The organism is Telluria sp. GW821-FHT07G12 (assembly GCF_059418525.1).
In genome coordinates this window covers 143,003-159,084 of record NZ_JBWKQA010000007.1, presented here as the reverse complement: position 1 = coordinate 159,084, position 16,082 = coordinate 143,003, and the positions used below count along the sequence as shown (strand labels likewise).

Genomic DNA, 16,082 nt, shown 5'->3' with positions numbered 1-16,082 from the left:
CTTACTCGCGGATCAGCTGGTAGCCGAGACGGTAGACGGTCTGCAGGCAGGAGCGGCCGTCCGACAGCGTGCCGAGCTTGTGGCGCAGGCTGCTGAGGTGGACGTCGATGTTGCGGTCGAAGCGTGCCAGCGGCCGGCCCAGGCCCTGTTCGGACAGGTCGTTCTTGCTGACCGGGCGGCCGGCGTTGCGGGCCAGGACTTCGAGCAGGTTGAATTCGGTGCTGGTCAGTTCCAGCGGGCTGCCGTCCCAGGTCGCGCGGCGCTGCTCGGGCAGCATGGTCAGCTTGCCGACCGTGAGCGTGATGCCGGGACCGTCAGTGCTGGCGCCCTGCGTGCGGCGCAGGATGGCGCGCACGCGGGCGGTCATCTCGCGCGGGGTGCAGGGCTTGGTGACGTAATCGTCCGCGCCAAGTTCGAGGCCAAGGATGCGGTCGGCGTCGTCGCCGCGGCCGGTCAGCATCAGCACCGGGATGCGGCTGGCGGCGCGGATGCGGCGCAGGGTCTCGATGCCGTTCATGCGGGGCATCATCACGTCGAGGATCGCGATCGCGTACTGGCCGCTGAGCGCTTCACGCGCACCGGTCTCGCCGTCATGGGCGCAGGCCACGCGGAAGCCCTCCTGTTCCAGGTATTCGGTGAACATCCCGACCAGTTCGGTATCGTCGTCGATTAACAGCACTTGAGTCATGTTCGCATCTTAGCAAATGCGGCGCGGGCCGGGCGCACCGGGTCCTTTCTCTTTACCCGGTTTTACAAGGGACTAACACCGCTTAACAGGGGCGCGCACCACAATCCGGCATCTCAACCACACAAGGATGCGAAACATGAACCTGATGCGAAAATCGATGGCGGCCGCGCTGCTCGCGGCCTGCTGCGCCACCACCTTTGCCGCCGGCCAGGCCGGGGCGCCGGCTGCCGATGGCGGGCCGGCTGCCGATCGGGGGCCGCATGAGGGTCCGGGCGTGCGGGGTCCCGGCGGCCACGGACCCGACGCGCGTGGTCCGGAAGACGGCCCGCGCCATGGCCCCGGTTTCGGTCGCGGCTTCGGCCACCTTGGGCACCTGAAGCTGAGCGAAGCCCAGCAGGACAAGCTGTTTGCGATCGAGCACGCCGCCGCGCCGCAGCGCCGCCAGCAGGAAAAGGCGATCCGCCATGCGCACGAAGCGCTGCGCGCCCTGCGTGACGAAGCCCAGTTCGACGAAGCCAAGGCCGGCGCCGCCTCGCGCGACCTCGGCCAGGCCATCGCCGCCGAGACCCTGCTGGAAGCGCGCCTGCATGCCCAGGTACTGGCCGTGCTGACGCCCGAGCAGCGCGAACAGCTGCGCCAGCGCCGTCCACAGCCGCCGCAGGAGCGCCCGTAAATCATGGAGGAATTCGATATGGATCACCATCGCGACGGACTCGCCGCCGACCTCGAACCCTTGCTGGAGATTGCCGCCAACCGCCGCCAGTCGCTGCGCTGGCTGCTCAGCGGAATGGCGGCGCTGCCGCTGGCCAGCTGCGGCGGCGGCAGCACGGCCGGCAGCGTCGAAGCCGGCGCCACCAGCAGCAGTTCTGGCAGCACCGGGACGACCGGCAGCACGGGAAGCACCAGCTGCGCGCTCATCCCCGAGGAAACCGGCGGCCCCTACCCGGGCGACGGCACCAACAGCAACGGCAGCGGCGTCGCCAACGCACTGGCGCTGTCCGGGATCGTGCGCAGCGACATCCGCACCAGCGTCTCGCCGGGCAGCGCGACGGCGCAGGGCATTCCCTTGACCATCAAGCTGCAGCTGGTGAACGTCGGCGCGAGCTGCGCCCCGATCGCCGGCGCCACGGTCTACCTGTGGCATTGCGACCGCGACGGCAACTACTCGATGTACGCCAGCGGCCTGACCAAGGAAAACTACCTGCGCGGCGTGCAGGCGGCCGATGCCGATGGCTACGTCACGTTCACGACCATCTTCCCGGGCTGCTACGCCGGCCGGATGCCGCACGTGCACTTCGAGGTGTTCCCGAGTCTGGCCAAGGCCGCCAGCGCCGCGGGCCGCATCAAGACCTCCCAGTTCACCTTCCCGATGGCGACCCTGAACGAGGTCTACGCGAACACGGCCTATGCCGCCAGCTCGCGCAACCTGGCATCGATCAGCTATGCCACGGACAACGTGTTCAGCGATGGCACCTCGCTGCAGATGGGCAGCGTGAGCGGCAACGCCGGCACCGGCTATACCGTTTCTCTGGCAGTAGGCGTTTCACTCTAAAGCTGGATCGGGTTCACCGCAATGCCCTTACAATGGGCGCCATGAACAAGCCTCTGCTGCATTTCACGCACGGGAACAGCTATCCGTCCGGCTCCTACGGGCGCCTGCTCGAGGAGCTGGGCCGCGATTTCGACGTGCGCACCACCGACATGCTCGGCCACGATCCGCGCTATCCGGTCGACGACAACTGGCACGCGCTGATCGACGAGCTGATCGCCCAGCTCGAGCGCTATGACGAGCCGGCGATCCTGGTCGGGCATTCGCTCGGCGGCGCGGTCGGTATGCTGGCGGCCTGGCGGCGCCCGGACCTGGCGCGCTGCGTGGTGATGCTGGATTCGCCGGTGGTGGCGGGCTGGCGCGCCCACGTCTGGCGGCTGGCGAAAGCGCTGGGACTGGGCCGCAAGCTGTCGCCGGGCGGGGTGGCGGAGCGCCGCCGCAATGTCTGGCCCTCGCGCCAGGCGGCCTATGAACACTTCAACTCCAAGACGATCTTCCAGGCCTGGGCGCCGGGCGCGCTGGATGACTACCTGAACCACGGCTTGAAACCGCATCCGGAAGGCGTGCAGCTGCGCTTCGACCGCGATGTCGAGGCGGCGATTTACAGCACTCTGCCGCACGACATGGAGCGTGTGCTGCGCGAGCCGTATCCGCTGCCGATCGGCTTCGTCGCCGGCACCCGTTCGGAAGAACTCCGCCAGGCCGGTATGGACTCGACCCGCAAGCTGGTGGGCGAGAACCTGGTGATGATCGAGGGGAGCCATTTGTACACGATGGAATCGCCCCAGCTGACCGCGCAGCTGACACGCGAGATGATCGAACGCTTGTTGCCTGAACTGGCGACAGGTGACCAGCGCAGGGCTTTCGCGTAAAATCCCCGGTTAATATTTATTCACCGGGAAGCCCTGCAATGGCAATCAAAAGCGACAAATGGATCCGCCGGATGGCGGAAGAACACGGCATGATCGAGCCTTTCTCCGCCAAGCAGGTGCGAGAGAGCGAAGGCCGCAAGATCATCTCCTGGGGCACCTCGTCCTACGGCTACGACATCCGCTGCGCCGACGAATTCAAGGTGTTCACGAACATCAACAGCACCATCGTCGACCCGAAGAACTTCGATTCGAACTCCTTCGTCGACGTCAAAAGCGACGTCTGCATCATCCCGCCGAACTCCTTCGCGCTGGCCCGCACCATCGAGTACTTCCGCATTCCGCGTAACGTGCTGACGGTCTGCCTCGGCAAGTCGACCTATGCGCGCTGCGGCATCATCGTCAACGTGACGCCTTTCGAGCCGGAGTGGGAAGGTTACGTGACGCTGGAGTTCTCGAACACCACGCCGCTGCCGGCCAAGATTTATGCGGGCGAGGGCTGCGCGCAGGTGCTGTTCTTCGAGAGCGATGAAGTCTGCGAGACTTCATATAAAGACCGTGGCGGCAAGTACCAGGGTCAGCATGGGGTGACTCTGCCGAAGACCTGATACAGTTTACGGCGCGTGCCTGACCAGGCCGTATCACATCGGAAGGAGGTCATGGCCTCCTTTTTTTGCGCCAGCACTGCTTCAAACTGCCGCCAGCAGGCTTCTTCCCGCTGCCACCTGGCCGGGGAATCGCGCTTTCTGGCTTCGTACATCTCGCCCACGTTCATGCCGCGGTAGGTGGGCGCTTCCGCCAGCTCCGCATTGATGTAGAAGCGCTCGGCGAAGCTGGCGCCTGCCCTGGCCAGGGGCAACGCAGTCTCGCAGCGTAGGTAGTGGACGGCCATCACGAGCGGGGTCGCGTGGTCTCCCTTGTGGGCGTTGACGTCGGCGCCGGCGGCGATCAGGATCCTGAGCAGTTCGGGATTCTCCGAATACACTGCCCCTGTCAGCAGGTAGCCGCGATCTTCGGTGTGCAGGTCCGGATCGACGCCTGCCGCGAGCTGCCGGCGCAGGAGCTCAGCGTCGCTCCTTTGCACGGCCCGGAAGGCGTCGCGCTCGGCTTCCGTCATTCCGTCTCTGGTTGCCACGAGCACGAACGGCAAAACCAGCAGAACGAGCCCCACCGCGCCGAGCCAGGGACGGGTTTTCATCCGCCAGCCGACCAGGGACAAAACAGGAAAAGCGAGGCAGCCGATGGCCATGCGGATGCCGTCCGCTTCCGTGGGCGGATCGAGGTTTAAGCCCACGGCCATGAGCAGCAGCAGAGGCGTCAGGACCATGCCGGCGAAGTTGATGCGGACGAAGCCCTGGTGCGCGAGACGTTGGACCAGCGGAAGATCCGGCCTGTCGGGGAAAAAGGGAGCCATCCGGCGATTCTACGCCTGCGCGTCAATAAAAAAAGCCCGTATGGCTCCGGGCTTCTTCAGGCATGCCGATAAATCAGTCCTGCTTAACGCAATCCACGAAGTACCCCAGCTTCCCATCCACCTCACGCTTCACCAGCCCGTGCACATCGGTCTCGAAGCCCGGGAAGCGCTCGTTGAAGTCGCGCGCGAAGCGCAGGTAGTCGACGATGGTCTTGTTGAAGCGCTCGCCCGGGATCAGCAGCGGGATGCCCGGCGGATAAGGCGTCAGCAGGATCGCGGTGATGCGGCCTTCGAGGTTCTCGATCGCCACGCGCTCGATCTCGCGGTGCGCCATCTTGGCGAAGGCGTCCGACGGCTTCATGGCCGGGATCATGTCCGACAGGTACATCTCGGTGGTCAGGCGAGCGACGTCGCGCGACTTGTAGAAGTCGTGGATCTGCTGGCACAGGTCGCGCAGGCCCCAGGATTCGTAGCGCGGGTTGGCCGCGCAGAATTCCGGCATGATGCGCCACATCGGCTGGTTGCGGTCGTAGTCATCCTTGAACTGCTGCAGGGCGGTGACCAGCGTGTTCCAGCGGCCCTTGGTGATGCCGATCGTGAACAGGATGAAGAAGGAGTACAGGCCGCACTTCTCGATGATGACGCCGTGCTCGGCCAGGTACTTGGTCACGATCGAGGCCGGGATGCCGGAATCGTCGAAGGAACCGTCCAGCGCCAGGCCCGGGGTCACCACGGTGGCCTTGATCGGGTCCAGCATGTTGAAGCCTTCGGCCAGCTTGCCGAAGCCGTGCCAGGTGTCCTCGGCATGGATCATCCAGTCGGCTTGGGTGCCGATGCCTTCCTCGCTGGTGACCTGCGGGCCCCAGACCTTGAACCACCAGTCGTCGCCGATCTCTTCGTCGACCTTCTGCATCGCGCGGCGGAAGTCCAGCGATTCGTAGATCGACTCTTCGACCAGGGCGGTGCCGCCCGGCGCTTCCATCATCGCCGCGGCGACGTCGCAGGACGCGATGATCGAGTACTGCGGCGAGGTCGAGGTGTGCATCAGGTAGGCCTCGTTGAAGGCGTCCTGGTCCAGCTTGACGGTCTCGGATTCGCGCACCAGCACCTGCGAAGCCTGCGACAGGCCGGCCAGCAGCTTGTGGGTCGACTGGGTCGAGAAGATCATCGATTCCTTGGCGCGCGGGCGGTCGCGGCCGATGGCGTGCATGTTCTTGTAGAAGTCGTGGAAGGTCGCGTGCGGGATCCAGGCTTCGTCGAAGTGCAGGGTGTCGATCTTCCCGTCCAACATTTCGCGCAGGGTCTCGACGTTGTAGACCACGCCGTCGTAGGTCGACTGCGTGATGGTCAGGATGCGCGGCTTCTTGTTCTTGGCTTCGCGGGCGAACGGGTTCGCTTCGATCTTGCGTGCGATCGATTCGGGCGTGAACTCTTCCAGCGGGATCGGACCGATGATGCCGAGGTTGTTCCGGGTCGGCATCAGGAACACGGGGATCGCGCCGCACATGATGATCGAGTGCAGGATCGACTTGTGGCAGTTACGGTCGACCACGACGATGTCGCCCGGCGCCACGGTCGAGTGCCAGACCATCTTGTTCGAGGTCGAGGTGCCGTTGGTGACGAAGTAGCAGTGGTCGGCGTTATAGATGCGCGCGGCGTTGCGCTCGGACTTGGCCACCGGGCCGGTGTGGTCCAGCAGCTGGCCGAGTTCCTCGACCGCGTTGCAGACGTCGGCGCGCAGCATGTTCTCGCCGAAGAACTGGTGGAACATCTGGCCGATCGGCGACTTCAGGAAGGCGACGCCGCCCGAGTGGCCGGGGCAGTGCCAGGAATAGGAGCCGTCGTTGGCGTAGTTGACCAGGGCGCGGAAGAAGGGCGGCGCCAGGCTGTCCAGATAGGCCTTGGCTTCGCGGATGATGTGGCGCGCGACGAATTCCGGGGTGTCCTCGAACATGTGGATGAAGCCGTGCAGCTCCTTCAGGATGTCGTTCGGGATGTGGCGGCTGGTGCGGGTCTCGCCGTAGATGTAGATCGGGATGTCCGAGTTCTTGTGGCGGATCTCCTGCACGAAGGCGCGCAGCGCGCTCAAGGCGAAGTTGGTCTCTTCGAGCGTGCCGCCACCGAATTCCTCGTCGTCGATCGACAGCACGAAGGCCGAGGCGCGCGACTGCTGCTGGGCGAACTGGGACAGGTCGCCATAGCTCGTCAGGCCCAGCACTTCCATGCCTTCTTTTTCCATCGCGGCGGCAAGCGCGCGAATGCCGAGGCCCGAAGTGTTCTCGGAACGGAAGTCCTCGTCAATGATGACGATTGGGAATCGAAATTTCATGGACAGCTCCAAAGCGAAGCGCCGTGCACCCCATCTCCCTCAAAGTAGAGATGGCCGGGCACGGCACCGAAAAAAAATAGAAGCGGATTTTCGCAGAATTTCCGCATGTCGGCGCAATTTTTTTTGTTAGCTTAGCCAGACTGGTCCGATGGCGGCGCACCGTTGTTGCCGCCCAAGCAATGCTAGAATGCCATGGTCCATCCAGCGGAGGCCGGCATGAAGCCAGTGCGCATCAGATTCGAGAGTACGATCCCCAGGTCGGCCGATGAGCTCTGGGCCTGGAGCACGTCCGCGCGCGGCGTCCACACCGAGATGGCGCCCATCCTCAAGCTCGACTTCCCGAAAGGGATGCAGCACATCCCGCAGGACCAGGACAGCCTCGGCAGGCCGCTGGGGAATTGCCGCTTCCTGCTGTTCGGGCTGGTGCCGATCGACCTGTCGCGCCTGACCTTCGTGGAGATGGAGCCGGGCCGCCGCTTCGTCGAGCAGTCGCCGCTGCTGTCGATGAAGTCCTGGCGGCACGAGCGCCTGATCGAACCCGCCGAGGATGGCGCGCGGGTGATCGACAGCCTCGAGTTCACGCCGCGCCTTCCCGGCCCGGTAGTCGGCTGGTTCGTGGGGCGCTTCTTCGCGCACCGCCACACCGTGCTGCGGCGCGAATTCGGCGAGCGCCGTTCAGTGCCCCGCGCCGCCGCTGGCCATCAGGGCGCCGAGCGGATCGACATGCAGCCACGCGAAAGCACCTAGCGCGAAGCCGATGACGGCCACGACGTAGGTGGCCGACAGCAGCCAGCGCCGGCGCGTCAGCAGCGTGATCGCCGCCAGCGAGATCGCAATCTGCTCGGCGGTGGTGGCCAGCGCCCACTGGTGGTGAGTGTGCAGCGCCTTCTCCGACTTCTCGTTCCACTCGTCGGATTCCTTCTCGAACTTCTCGGCCTCTTTCTTGATGCCGGCCTTCTCGCCCTCGTAGCGCGCGACATCGGCCTTGTACTTGGCCTGGGTCTGTTCGGGCATGCCCGGCAGCGAAGACGCCAGCTCGGCCAGGTTCTGCTTGCTCGACTTGGCCTGGTAGTAGTTCCAGGAGTTCGCCGCCGTGGTCTTGGCAATCGCCGCGTTGTTCTTGAAGAGGGCCGCGTCGTTCTGCGTGGCGCCGCCCAGGTAGCCGAACAGCGCGCCGACCGTGGCCAGCACCGCGGTCATGACGGCGATGTTGTTGGAGAAGTTGTCGCCGCCGTGGGCGGCGTGTTCGACCGCGTGATCGTGCGGTCCATGCACATGGAAGCCTTGTCCGGACATACTGTTTACTCTTTATCTGTTACTTGTTGCGTTCGTAGGTGACGAAAGCGAAGGCAACGCCATCGGCCGATGTGTGCTCTTCGCGCGCCGTGATGGTCCATGCCGAAGGATCGATCTCCGGGAAGAAGGTGTCGCAGTCGTAGACGCCGTCGATATGTGTCACGATCATGCGGTCGGCGATTGCCAGCGATTCATTGAAGATCTGGGCGCCGCCGATGATGCTGGCCTCGTCCTCGCCGATCAGGGCTACCGCTTCTTCCAGCGAGCCGGCCACCTCGACGCTCTCGTGCGCCCAGTCGCGGTTGCGGGTGACGACGATATTGCGGCGTTTCGGCAGCGGACGGCCGATCGAGTCGAAGGTCTTGCGGCCCATGATGATGGGACGGCCGAGGGTGACGCGCTTGAAGTGCGCGAGGTCCTCGGGGAGGTGCCAGGGCAGCTGGTTGTTCACGCCGATGCCGCGCTGGGCATCGATTGCTACCACCAAAGTCAAATGCGTCATAAGGCTCTTGGAATTCGTGCGGGCGGTGGCCCGCCATTGGATGCGCATGATAGCATCCGGCCCGCCGGTGTGGGGAGGCGGGCCGGATGATGGCTCAGACCTCGACGGTGAATTCCACCAGCTTTTCGGCGACCGCGGCGGCGGCCAGCGCGCCGTAGCAGGCGCAGATCACCAGATGGTGAAGGTGGGGCGGGAGCGCGCGCTTCATCCCCTGCATATGAGTGAGCAGCAGAACGAGATATGCGCCGATGTGAAGCAGCTGGCAGAGCGAAGTCATTTGGACACCTGTCGGAGTTGGTTGTGACACCAGGAGTGCCCTGGTCTCATCTCCAGTATGGATTGCCGTTTTCCACAATCAATGTGACTCCCCGGGGCAGATTCTGGCCTTGCCCGGCCCAGGTCTCGCGGTGTCAGGACCTTCCGGGACCATGCCCGGCGCAAAAGCCCGGGGCAGCGGCGCATCGCCGACTTCGCATCTGGAGCGGCGCCGGAATGCCGGCGCAGAAATCGGCGATCGTGGCGCAAAAAGAGAATTTCACATGAGACCGCCTGACCAGCCGGAAAGTGTCGCTTTTTTCGCAGCAAGCCTAGAAGCGAATGACGTCTTCCACGACGCTGAACTTCAGCTTTCCTGCCACGGAAGGAGGAATGGCCTGCACGATGTCCAGCGATTCTTCCAGGCTGGCCGCATCGCCGTCACCGACGCGCTCGAAATAGGCGGGGGCGGCGAACATGGCTCTGCCGTAGCAGCCGATCACCAGCCCCTGCATGGCGCGCGCACTGTACTCCTGGTGCAGGCAGTTCGACAGGATGGTGACGCGCGGCGGCCCCTTGTGCCGCGCCGACTGGCGCGCGATGATGACGTAGGAATCCGATTTCTTGACCATGACGCCCTCGTAGTGCTCCTCTTGCGGGGACTCGCACTCGCTGCCCTTGAATTTCTGCTTCTCGATCACGGCCAGCGTGCCGGCCTCTTCGTCGTAACGGACCTCGAGCATGCCGAGAATGTAGCTGCCGGGCACATGCATCGAGGGCCGCCAGGCGCGGTAAACCCCTGGCATTTCTTCGATCAGGCCGCGGCGGGATATCTCGCCGACGTCCAGGAATCCCGCCAGTGCATGGAAGAGCATGCTCGGCGCGGCCGAGGACCCGGCGGTCAGGCGCCACTGATCGGACCACAGGCTGTCGTCCCACATGTGCCGGAGGAGATGCAGATAGGGCTCGGGCTCGAGGTAGGAGTCCGACTGCATGAAGTGGTCGAGCTTGTCGTGAGAAATGCGCGCCTTCTCGGCCAGCCGGCGATATTTGATCCCGTCCGAAATCGACTTGGCCCAGGCCATCTTGTCGCGGATGCGCTCGCGCAGCTTGTCCTGGTTCGCCGGAGTCGGCTGCAGCAGCAGATCGATCGGCGCCTGCGCGGGATTGGATTCGTCGTTCATGTCTGCCTCGCGAAATGGAAGTGATCAAATCGTCATCGACGTTTGATTCACGGCCAATTCGCGAGTTGCCCGGCGGGCTCAGACGGCGACGGGCGCCTTGATTGCTGGATGCGGATCGTAGCCGACCACTTCGAAGTCCTCGAATTTGTAGTCGAACAGCGAATCCGGCTTGCGCTTGATGAGGAGTTGGGGCAACGGACGCTCCTCGCGCGACAGTTGCAGCTCGACCTGTTCCAGGTGGTTCGAATACAGGTGGCAGTCGCCGCCGGTCCAGACGAAGTCGCCGACTTCGAGCCCGGCCTGCTGCGCCATCATGTGGGTCAGCAGGGCGTAGGACGCGATATTGAAGGGCACGCCCAGGAAGATGTCGGCGCTGCGCTGGTAGAGCTGGCAGGACAGCTTGCCGTCGGCCACGTAGAACTGGAAGAAGGCGTGGCAGGGCGGCAGCTTCATCTGCGGCACGTCGGCGACGTTCCAGGCGGAGACGATCATGCGGCGCGAGTCCGGATTGTTCCTGATCTGGTCGAGCACCTGGCTGATCTGGTCGATGTGTCCGCCGTCAGGGGTCGGCCAGCTGCGCCACTGGTAGCCGTAGATCGGACCCAGTTCGCCATTCGCATCGGCCCACTCGTCCCAGATCGAGACGCCGTGTTCCTTCAGGTAGGCGATGTTGGTGGAGCCGGCCAGGAACCAGATTAGTTCATGGATGATGGACTTCAGGTGCACCTTCTTGGTCGTCACCAGCGGGAAGCCGTCCTGCAGGTTGAAGCGCATCTGGTAGCCGAACACGGAACGCGTGCCGGTGCCGGTTCGGTCGGTCTTGACCGCGCCATGGTCGCGGACATGGCGCATCAGGTCTGAATATTGGCGCATCGGTAAAACTCGCGATGGAAAATTGGCATTTTAACCGATCGCCGGCCGGTCACGACGCCTGCAGTTCGCCCGCCAGCAGCGCCACCGCTTCGCGCACCCGCTCGTCGGGCGTGTCGAGCAGATTGTCGCCGACATAGCATTCGAAGTAGGAGGAGTCAGGCAGCACGCCGTGGCCGATGCGGTGGAAAATCCAGATGCCGTGGTCGAGCGCCAGCTTGCGGCGGATCTCCAGCGCGCGCTCGCGGCTCACCGGCAGGTGCACGTGCAGCATGTTCGCCTGAGGCGCGGCCGGATTCACCTTGATGATCGGATGTTCGCGCAGCACCGAGTACAGGAACTGCGTCCTGCGGAACAGTGCCGGCATGCTGGCCAGGCGCGCATCGAACTGCATCGCCGCCGCCACCACGTAGGGCGATTGATGCACCAGCTTGCCGCCCTGGCGCGCAAACCACCTGGCGGCGCGGGCGACGAACTCCGTTGAACCCAGCAGCATGGCGCCGCCCAGGCCGCCGATGCCCTTGTACAGCGACACGTAGACGGAATCGAAGCCGGCCGCGATCTCGGCCAGCGGACGGCCATAGCCGGCGGCCGCTTCCCACAGGCGCGCGCCGTCCATGTGCAGGTGGATGTCCTGCTCGCGGCAATGCGCCTTGATGGCGGCAAGTTCGTCCCAGTCCGACAGCTGGCCGCCGATTTCCCGCATCGGGATCTCGAGGCCGACGGCCGACAGGCGGTCCGGAATGGCGGTGATGTCCGCCGCGGTCCATGGGCGGTGGCGGTCGCCGACCGACAGCGCGTCGAAGTGGTCCAGCAGCTGGTAGTTCGAGCCTTCGTGGACGAAGATGTGCGAGGTCGGGTGCAGCGCCACCGGCGCCTTGCCGCGTTCCATCGCCGCCAGGCGCAGCGCGGTCACCTGGGTCATGGTGCCTGACATGCAGAACACGGCGGCTTCGAAGCCGAGCAGTTCGGCCACCTTGCGTTCGAAGTCCTGGATCAGGGCGCCTTCGCCGTAGACGTCGTGGCTGATGCCATTGGTTTCGCACCAGGCGGCCATGGTGGAAAACATCTCGGCCGGGCGGCGAGGGCGATGGCCGGGAAGGATGGTGGTGCAGCGGGCAAGCAGTTCGGTATCGCTCATGGAGCAACTGTACACCGAACGGGCGGGGCCGTGAAGGGCAACCCCGCCAGGGATCAATAGCGGCTCAGCGCCAGGCGCCCGGCCTGCTCGACTGCCGCCTGCGCATCGTCCAGCTTGAACAGGCGCACGGCGCGCGCCAGCTGCTCGGCCTGTTCCTGCATGGCCTGGGCGGCGGCGCTGGCTTCCTCGACCAGGGCTGCGTTGTGCTGCGTGACCTGGTCCATTTCGCCGATCGCGCGGTTGATGTCTTCGATGCCGCCGGTCTGCTCGGTGCTGGCGGCGCTGATGCGGCTCATGATGCCGGTGACCTGCTCGGCGCTGTTCAGCACCTCGGCCATGGTGGTGCCGGCTTCCTGCACCAGTCGGCTGCCCTCGTCGACCTCGGCGCCCGAAGCCTGGATCAGGGCCTTGATCTCTTTCGCCGCGGCGGCCGAGCGCTGCGCCAGGTTGCGCACTTCCGAGGCGACGACGGCGAAGCCGCGCCCCTGTTCGCCGGCGCGGGCGGCTTCCACGGCCGCATTCAGCGCCAGGATATTGGTCTGGAAGGCGATGCCGTCGATGACGCCGATGATGTCGGCGATGCGCCCGGACGAGGCCTTGATCGCCTCCATGCGCTCGATCACCTGGCTCACCATGCGGCCGCCTTCCTGGGCGACCATCGAGGTGTTCACGGCAAGCTGGTTCGCCTGGTGGGCGTCGCCTGCGTTCTGGCGCACGGTCTCGGTCAGGCCCTGCATCGAGTTCGCGGTCACGGCCAGGGTCGCGGCCTGCTGTTCGGTGCGTGTCGACAGGTCCAGGTTGCCGGAGGAGATTTCGTTGGAGGCGTTGACGATCTGTTCGGCGCCGCTGCGCACCTGACCGACCACGGTCGACAGGCCCTTGCCGATCTCGTTCATGGCGGCGGCCAAGCGGCCGATCTCGTCGCGGCGGCCGACGTCCAGCGCGACGGTCAGGTCACCCTGGGCCATGCGCACGGCGGCGTCGCGGGCTTCGCCGAGCGGACGGGTGACGGTGCGCTTGATCACGGCGTGCAGGATGACGGCGAAGATCGCCAGCACAATCAGGCCGCTCAGGATGGCGCGGTTGCGCAGCTGCGTCGCTTCCTGGACGATTTCGTCGTCGAAGGTGCCGCCGGCGATCAGCCAGTTCCAGTCCTTGAACAGCGCGTAGGCCACGATGCGGTCGCGCGGCGGCGTGCCGTCGGTGCTTTGCAGCGGGTAGGTGGTCAGGCCTTCCTGCGACGCCAGCATGGCGCGCACGTATTCGCGGCCATCGGCGTCGCGGTTGTCGAGGATGTTCTGGCCTTCCTTGGTCGGGTGGACGATCAGGTCGCCGAAGTTCTTGCCGGGCGCCGCGTTCAGCACGTAGAAGTAGCCGGTATCGCCCACCTTCATGCTCTTGATGCGGTCCTTCAGCTGCTTCAGGTCGGCACTGATGTCGACGCCCACGTAGAGCACGGCGATGACTTTGCCGCCTGCATCCAGCACGGGCTTGTATTCGGTGATGGTCTGCTTGCCGAACAGGGTCACCAGGCCGACGTAGGGTTTGCCGGCTTTCAGCTGGGCGTAGGCCGGGCTGGCATGATCGAGGGCGGTACCGACGGCGCGGTCGCCGTTTTCTTTGCGCACGGACGTGCTCACGCGGACGAAGTCATCGCCCTTGGCGACGAAAATCGTGGCGTTGCCGCCGGTCTCGCGGGTGAAGCGGTCGGGCGCGCTGAAATCGAGGTTGAGCGTGGTGTCGCCGTTCTTCAGCACCGGAACCTGCTTGCCGGCGACGTCCACGGTGTTGGCGGTATCGATGCTGAACTCGCCCGGGAAGGCGGCGGCGAAGATCTTGCCGAAGCTGACCGCCTCGCTGGAGACGGCGCGGTCGAACATTTCGACGGTGGCCATCACGCTGTGCAGCTCCGCCTTCACGTTGACCACCGCGCGCTCGTGCAGCAGCCTGGAGGTGCTCCAGCTGGTGGTGGTGACAAGGACGGCCAGGATCAGGCCGACGAGGGCGAAAGTGAAAGCGGTGATCTTCGAGCCGACGGACCAGCTTGAGACGTCGAACGAGGGCTTGTTCATGAAATCGGGGTAAGGAATGGGGATTCCCGCATGATACGGGAAGTATCCACAGGGCAACTACAAAAACACCCCGATTTCGACGTATTGCTACAACATATTGTTATGTTGGCATGCGCTTTTGTTATGCGTGAACATGGTGGAACTGCAGAGCCGCCAGGTTGGCGTAGATGCCGCCCAGTGCCACCAGCGAGGCATGGGTGCCGGTTTCCACGATGCGGCCGTCTTCCATGACGATGATGCGGTCGGCGCGCTGCACGGTGGCCAGGCGGTGCGCGATGATGAGCGTGGTGCGGCCGACCATCGCGGCCTCCAGGGCGCTCTGCACCAGGCGCTCGGACTCCGCATCCAGTGCGCTGGTGGCTTCGTCGAGCAGCAGCAGCGGCGGGTTTTTCAGCAGCGCGCGTGCGATGGCGATGCGCTGGCGCTGGCCGCCGGACAGGCGCACGCCGCGCTCGCCCAGGTAGGAAGCGTAGCCCTGCGGCAGCCGCTCGATGAATTCGTGGGCCGCCGCCATCTTCGCCGCGGCGATCACTTCCTCGGCGCTAGCCTCCGGGCGTCCGTAGCGGATGTTTTCCATGGCATCGGCCGAGAAGATCACCGTATCCTGCGGCACGATGCCAATCGCGCCGCGCAGCATCTGCAGGTCGAGGTCGCGGATGTCGGCGCCGTCCAGCAGGATCGCGCCCGACTGCGGATCATAGAAGCGCAGCAGCAGCTGGAACAGGGTGGTCTTGCCGGCGCCGGAAGGGCCGACGACGGCCACCGTCTCGCCGGGCTTGATGGCCAGGTTCAGGTGCGACAGGGCCGCGTGGTCCGGGCGCGAGGGATAGGAGAAGCCGACCTCCTGCAGCTGCAGGGACGCACCGCCCGCGTGGCGCGGCGGCAGCGGTTTCGGGTGCAGCGGGCTCACAATGCTCGATCGCAGGGCCAGCAGTTCCAGCAGGCGCTCGGCGGCGCCGGCCGCGCGCTGGGCCTCGCCCATCACTTCAGACAGCGCGCCGACCGCGCCGGAGACAATGGACGCGTACAGGATGAACTGACCGAGGTCGCCGCCCGTCATGGTCCCGGCCAGCACCGCGTGCGCGCCCAGCCACAGCACGAAGACGATGGCGCCGAACACCAGCACGATCGCCAGCATGGTCAGGATCGAGCGCGCGCGGATGCGCCGCATCGCGGTCTGGAAGGCCTGCTCGACGGAGCTGCCGAAGCGCTGCGCCTCGCGCCGTTCGCCGGTGTAGGCCTGCACGGTCGGCATGGCGTTGAGGATCTCGCCCGCCAGCGCCGAGGCGTCGGCGATGCGGTCCTGCGAGTCGCGCGAGAGCTTGCGCACGCGGCGGCCGAACAGCACGATCGGCACCACCACCAGCACCAGCAGGCCGAGGATGATGGAGGTCAGCCTGACGCTGGTGACGAACAGCATGGCCAGGCCGCCGACGAACAGCAGGGTATTGCGCAGGGCCAGCGAGATGCTGGTGCCGACCACGGTCTGGATCAGGGTGGTGTCGGTGGTCAGGCGCGACAGCACTTCGCCGGTGCGGGTGGTTTCGAAGAATTCCGGGCTTTGCCGGACTACGTGGGAATACACGGCGCTGCGGACGTCCGCAGTGACGCGCTCGCCCAGCCAGGACACCATGTAGAAGCGCGCCGCGGTGGCCACGCCCAGCACCGCGGCCACGCCGAACAGGGCCAGGAAGGTGGCGTTGACGTTGGCGATGCTGCCGCTGCCGGCGGCGCCGAAGCCGTGGTCGATCATCTGCTTGAACGCATAGGGAATCGCCAGGGTGGCGCCGGCGGCGATCAGCAGGGCGATACCGGCCAGCGCGAACTGGCGGCGGTAAGGCTTCAAGAAGGGCAGCAGGCCGGCGAGGGCGGCAAAGGTGCCTTGACGGCTAGGCTTGGAACTGTCACTCATG

At 65.3% G+C, this 16,082-nt stretch carries 16 protein-coding genes; 5 read left to right on the top strand and 11 right to left on the bottom strand.

The annotated features are described in order from the left end of the window. Window position 1: 1 nt before the first annotated feature. Entirely contained in the window at window positions 2-688 is a 687-nt protein-coding gene (locus tag AC07PE_RS23020; RefSeq protein WP_498768864.1) for a response regulator, read from the bottom strand. A gap of 136 nt (window positions 689-824) precedes the next feature. On the opposite strand from AC07PE_RS23020, the gene AC07PE_RS23015 reads away from it, so the two are divergent. Genes AC07PE_RS23015 through dcd form a run of 4 tightly spaced genes read left to right on the top strand, consistent with a single transcriptional unit; the run spans window position 825 to window position 3,714 of the window. Continuing rightward, window positions 825-1,361 carry a Spy/CpxP family protein refolding chaperone gene (locus AC07PE_RS23015; RefSeq protein WP_498768862.1) on the top strand — a complete coding sequence of 179 codons (537 nt, stop codon included), beginning with the start codon at window positions 825-827 and terminating at the stop codon, window positions 1,359-1,361. 18 nt (window positions 1,362-1,379) lie between these two features. After that, window positions 1,380-2,240, top strand: a complete 861-nt coding sequence (locus AC07PE_RS23010; protein WP_498768860.1) for a dioxygenase family protein — start codon at window positions 1,380-1,382, stop codon at window positions 2,238-2,240. Window positions 2,241-2,281: 41 nt separating this feature from the next. Then, window positions 2,282-3,109 carry an alpha/beta fold hydrolase gene (locus AC07PE_RS23005; RefSeq protein WP_498768858.1) on the top strand — a complete coding sequence of 276 codons (828 nt, stop codon included), beginning with the start codon at window positions 2,282-2,284 and terminating at the stop codon, window positions 3,107-3,109. Between the two features lie 38 nt (window positions 3,110-3,147). Continuing rightward, window positions 3,148-3,714: a dCTP deaminase gene (gene dcd / locus AC07PE_RS23000; RefSeq protein ID WP_230022462.1), complete on the top strand. Its 567-nt coding sequence runs from the start codon at window positions 3,148-3,150 to the stop codon at window positions 3,712-3,714. Here the strand turns inward: dcd and AC07PE_RS22995 are convergent. Both AC07PE_RS22995 and AC07PE_RS22990 read right to left on the bottom strand, forming a co-directional pair. Continuing rightward, window positions 3,684-4,520: an ankyrin repeat domain-containing protein gene (locus AC07PE_RS22995; protein WP_498768856.1), complete on the bottom strand. Its 837-nt coding sequence runs from the start codon at window positions 4,518-4,520 to the stop codon at window positions 3,684-3,686. The two genes, dcd and AC07PE_RS22995, sit on opposite strands and share 31 nt — an antisense overlap. A 73-nt stretch (window positions 4,521-4,593) precedes the next feature. After that, window positions 4,594-6,849, bottom strand: coding sequence for an Orn/Lys/Arg family decarboxylase (locus AC07PE_RS22990; RefSeq protein ID WP_498768854.1), 2,256 nt, complete (start codon window positions 6,847-6,849; stop codon window positions 4,594-4,596). A 216-nt stretch (window positions 6,850-7,065) separates the two neighbouring features. Here AC07PE_RS22990 and AC07PE_RS22985 point away from each other — a divergent pair, with 216 nt between their 5' ends. Beyond that, window positions 7,066-7,596 (top strand): Rv1443c family protein, encoded by a 531-nt coding sequence (locus AC07PE_RS22985; RefSeq protein WP_498768852.1) that lies wholly within the window; start codon window positions 7,066-7,068, stop codon window positions 7,594-7,596. Here AC07PE_RS22985 and AC07PE_RS22980 read toward each other — a convergent pair. The 8 genes from AC07PE_RS22980 to AC07PE_RS22945 form a co-directional block, all read right to left on the bottom strand. Continuing rightward, window positions 7,525-8,145 (bottom strand): DUF4337 domain-containing protein, encoded by a 621-nt coding sequence (locus AC07PE_RS22980; RefSeq protein WP_498768850.1) that lies wholly within the window; start codon window positions 8,143-8,145, stop codon window positions 7,525-7,527. The two genes, AC07PE_RS22985 and AC07PE_RS22980, sit on opposite strands and share 72 nt — an antisense overlap. Before the next feature lie 19 nt (window positions 8,146-8,164). Then, entirely contained in the window at window positions 8,165-8,647 is a 483-nt protein-coding gene (locus AC07PE_RS22975; RefSeq protein WP_498768848.1) for a dihydrofolate reductase, read from the bottom strand. A gap of 94 nt (window positions 8,648-8,741) precedes the next feature. Next, window positions 8,742-8,924 carry a hypothetical protein gene (locus tag AC07PE_RS22970; RefSeq protein ID WP_498768846.1) on the bottom strand — a complete coding sequence of 61 codons (183 nt, stop codon included), beginning with the start codon at window positions 8,922-8,924 and terminating at the stop codon, window positions 8,742-8,744. 310 nt (window positions 8,925-9,234) lie between these two features. After that, entirely contained in the window at window positions 9,235-10,086 is an 852-nt protein-coding gene (locus AC07PE_RS22965) for a hypothetical protein (RefSeq protein ID WP_498768844.1), read from the bottom strand. A 78-nt stretch (window positions 10,087-10,164) separates the two neighbouring features. Continuing rightward, the gene (locus AC07PE_RS22960) at window positions 10,165-10,959 is read right to left on the bottom strand and encodes a thymidylate synthase (RefSeq protein ID WP_498768842.1); all 795 of its coding nucleotides are present in this window, start codon (window positions 10,957-10,959) and stop codon (window positions 10,165-10,167) included. Window positions 10,960-11,008: 49 nt separating this feature from the next. After that, entirely contained in the window at window positions 11,009-12,097 is a 1,089-nt protein-coding gene (locus AC07PE_RS22955; RefSeq protein ID WP_498768840.1) for a threonine aldolase family protein, read from the bottom strand. A gap of 53 nt (window positions 12,098-12,150) precedes the next feature. Next, entirely contained in the window at window positions 12,151-14,169 is a 2,019-nt protein-coding gene (locus AC07PE_RS22950) for a methyl-accepting chemotaxis protein (protein ID WP_498768837.1), read from the bottom strand. A gap of 121 nt (window positions 14,170-14,290) precedes the next feature. Next, window positions 14,291-16,081, bottom strand: coding sequence for an ABC transporter transmembrane domain-containing protein (locus AC07PE_RS22945; protein ID WP_498768835.1), 1,791 nt, complete (start codon window positions 16,079-16,081; stop codon window positions 14,291-14,293). Window position 16,082: the final 1 nt, after the last annotated feature.

Coding starts and splice junctions, on each gene's coding strand:
- AC07PE_RS23020 (WP_498768864.1), bottom strand. CDS start 688: ATGACTCAAGTGCTGTTAATCGACGACGATACCGAACTGGTCGGGATG.
- AC07PE_RS23015 (WP_498768862.1), top strand. CDS start 825: ATGAACCTGATGCGAAAATCGATGGCGGCCGCGCTGCTCGCGGCCTGC.
- AC07PE_RS23010 (WP_498768860.1), top strand. CDS start 1,380: ATGGATCACCATCGCGACGGACTCGCCGCCGACCTCGAACCCTTGCTG.
- AC07PE_RS23005 (WP_498768858.1), top strand. CDS start 2,282: ATGAACAAGCCTCTGCTGCATTTCACGCACGGGAACAGCTATCCGTCC.
- dcd (WP_230022462.1), top strand. CDS start 3,148: ATGGCAATCAAAAGCGACAAATGGATCCGCCGGATGGCGGAAGAACAC.
- AC07PE_RS22995 (WP_498768856.1), bottom strand. CDS start 4,520: ATGGCTCCCTTTTTCCCCGACAGGCCGGATCTTCCGCTGGTCCAACGT.
- AC07PE_RS22990 (WP_498768854.1), bottom strand. CDS start 6,849: ATGAAATTTCGATTCCCAATCGTCATCATTGACGAGGACTTCCGTTCC.
- AC07PE_RS22985 (WP_498768852.1), top strand. CDS start 7,066: ATGAAGCCAGTGCGCATCAGATTCGAGAGTACGATCCCCAGGTCGGCC.
- AC07PE_RS22980 (WP_498768850.1), bottom strand. CDS start 8,145: ATGTCCGGACAAGGCTTCCATGTGCATGGACCGCACGATCACGCGGTC.
- AC07PE_RS22975 (WP_498768848.1), bottom strand. CDS start 8,647: ATGACGCATTTGACTTTGGTGGTAGCAATCGATGCCCAGCGCGGCATC.
- AC07PE_RS22970 (WP_498768846.1), bottom strand. CDS start 8,924: ATGACTTCGCTCTGCCAGCTGCTTCACATCGGCGCATATCTCGTTCTG.
- AC07PE_RS22965 (WP_498768844.1), bottom strand. CDS start 10,086: ATGAACGACGAATCCAATCCCGCGCAGGCGCCGATCGATCTGCTGCTG.
- AC07PE_RS22960 (WP_498768842.1), bottom strand. CDS start 10,959: ATGCGCCAATATTCAGACCTGATGCGCCATGTCCGCGACCATGGCGCG.
- AC07PE_RS22955 (WP_498768840.1), bottom strand. CDS start 12,097: ATGAGCGATACCGAACTGCTTGCCCGCTGCACCACCATCCTTCCCGGC.
- AC07PE_RS22950 (WP_498768837.1), bottom strand. CDS start 14,169: ATGAACAAGCCCTCGTTCGACGTCTCAAGCTGGTCCGTCGGCTCGAAG.
- AC07PE_RS22945 (WP_498768835.1), bottom strand. CDS start 16,081: ATGAGTGACAGTTCCAAGCCTAGCCGTCAAGGCACCTTTGCCGCCCTC.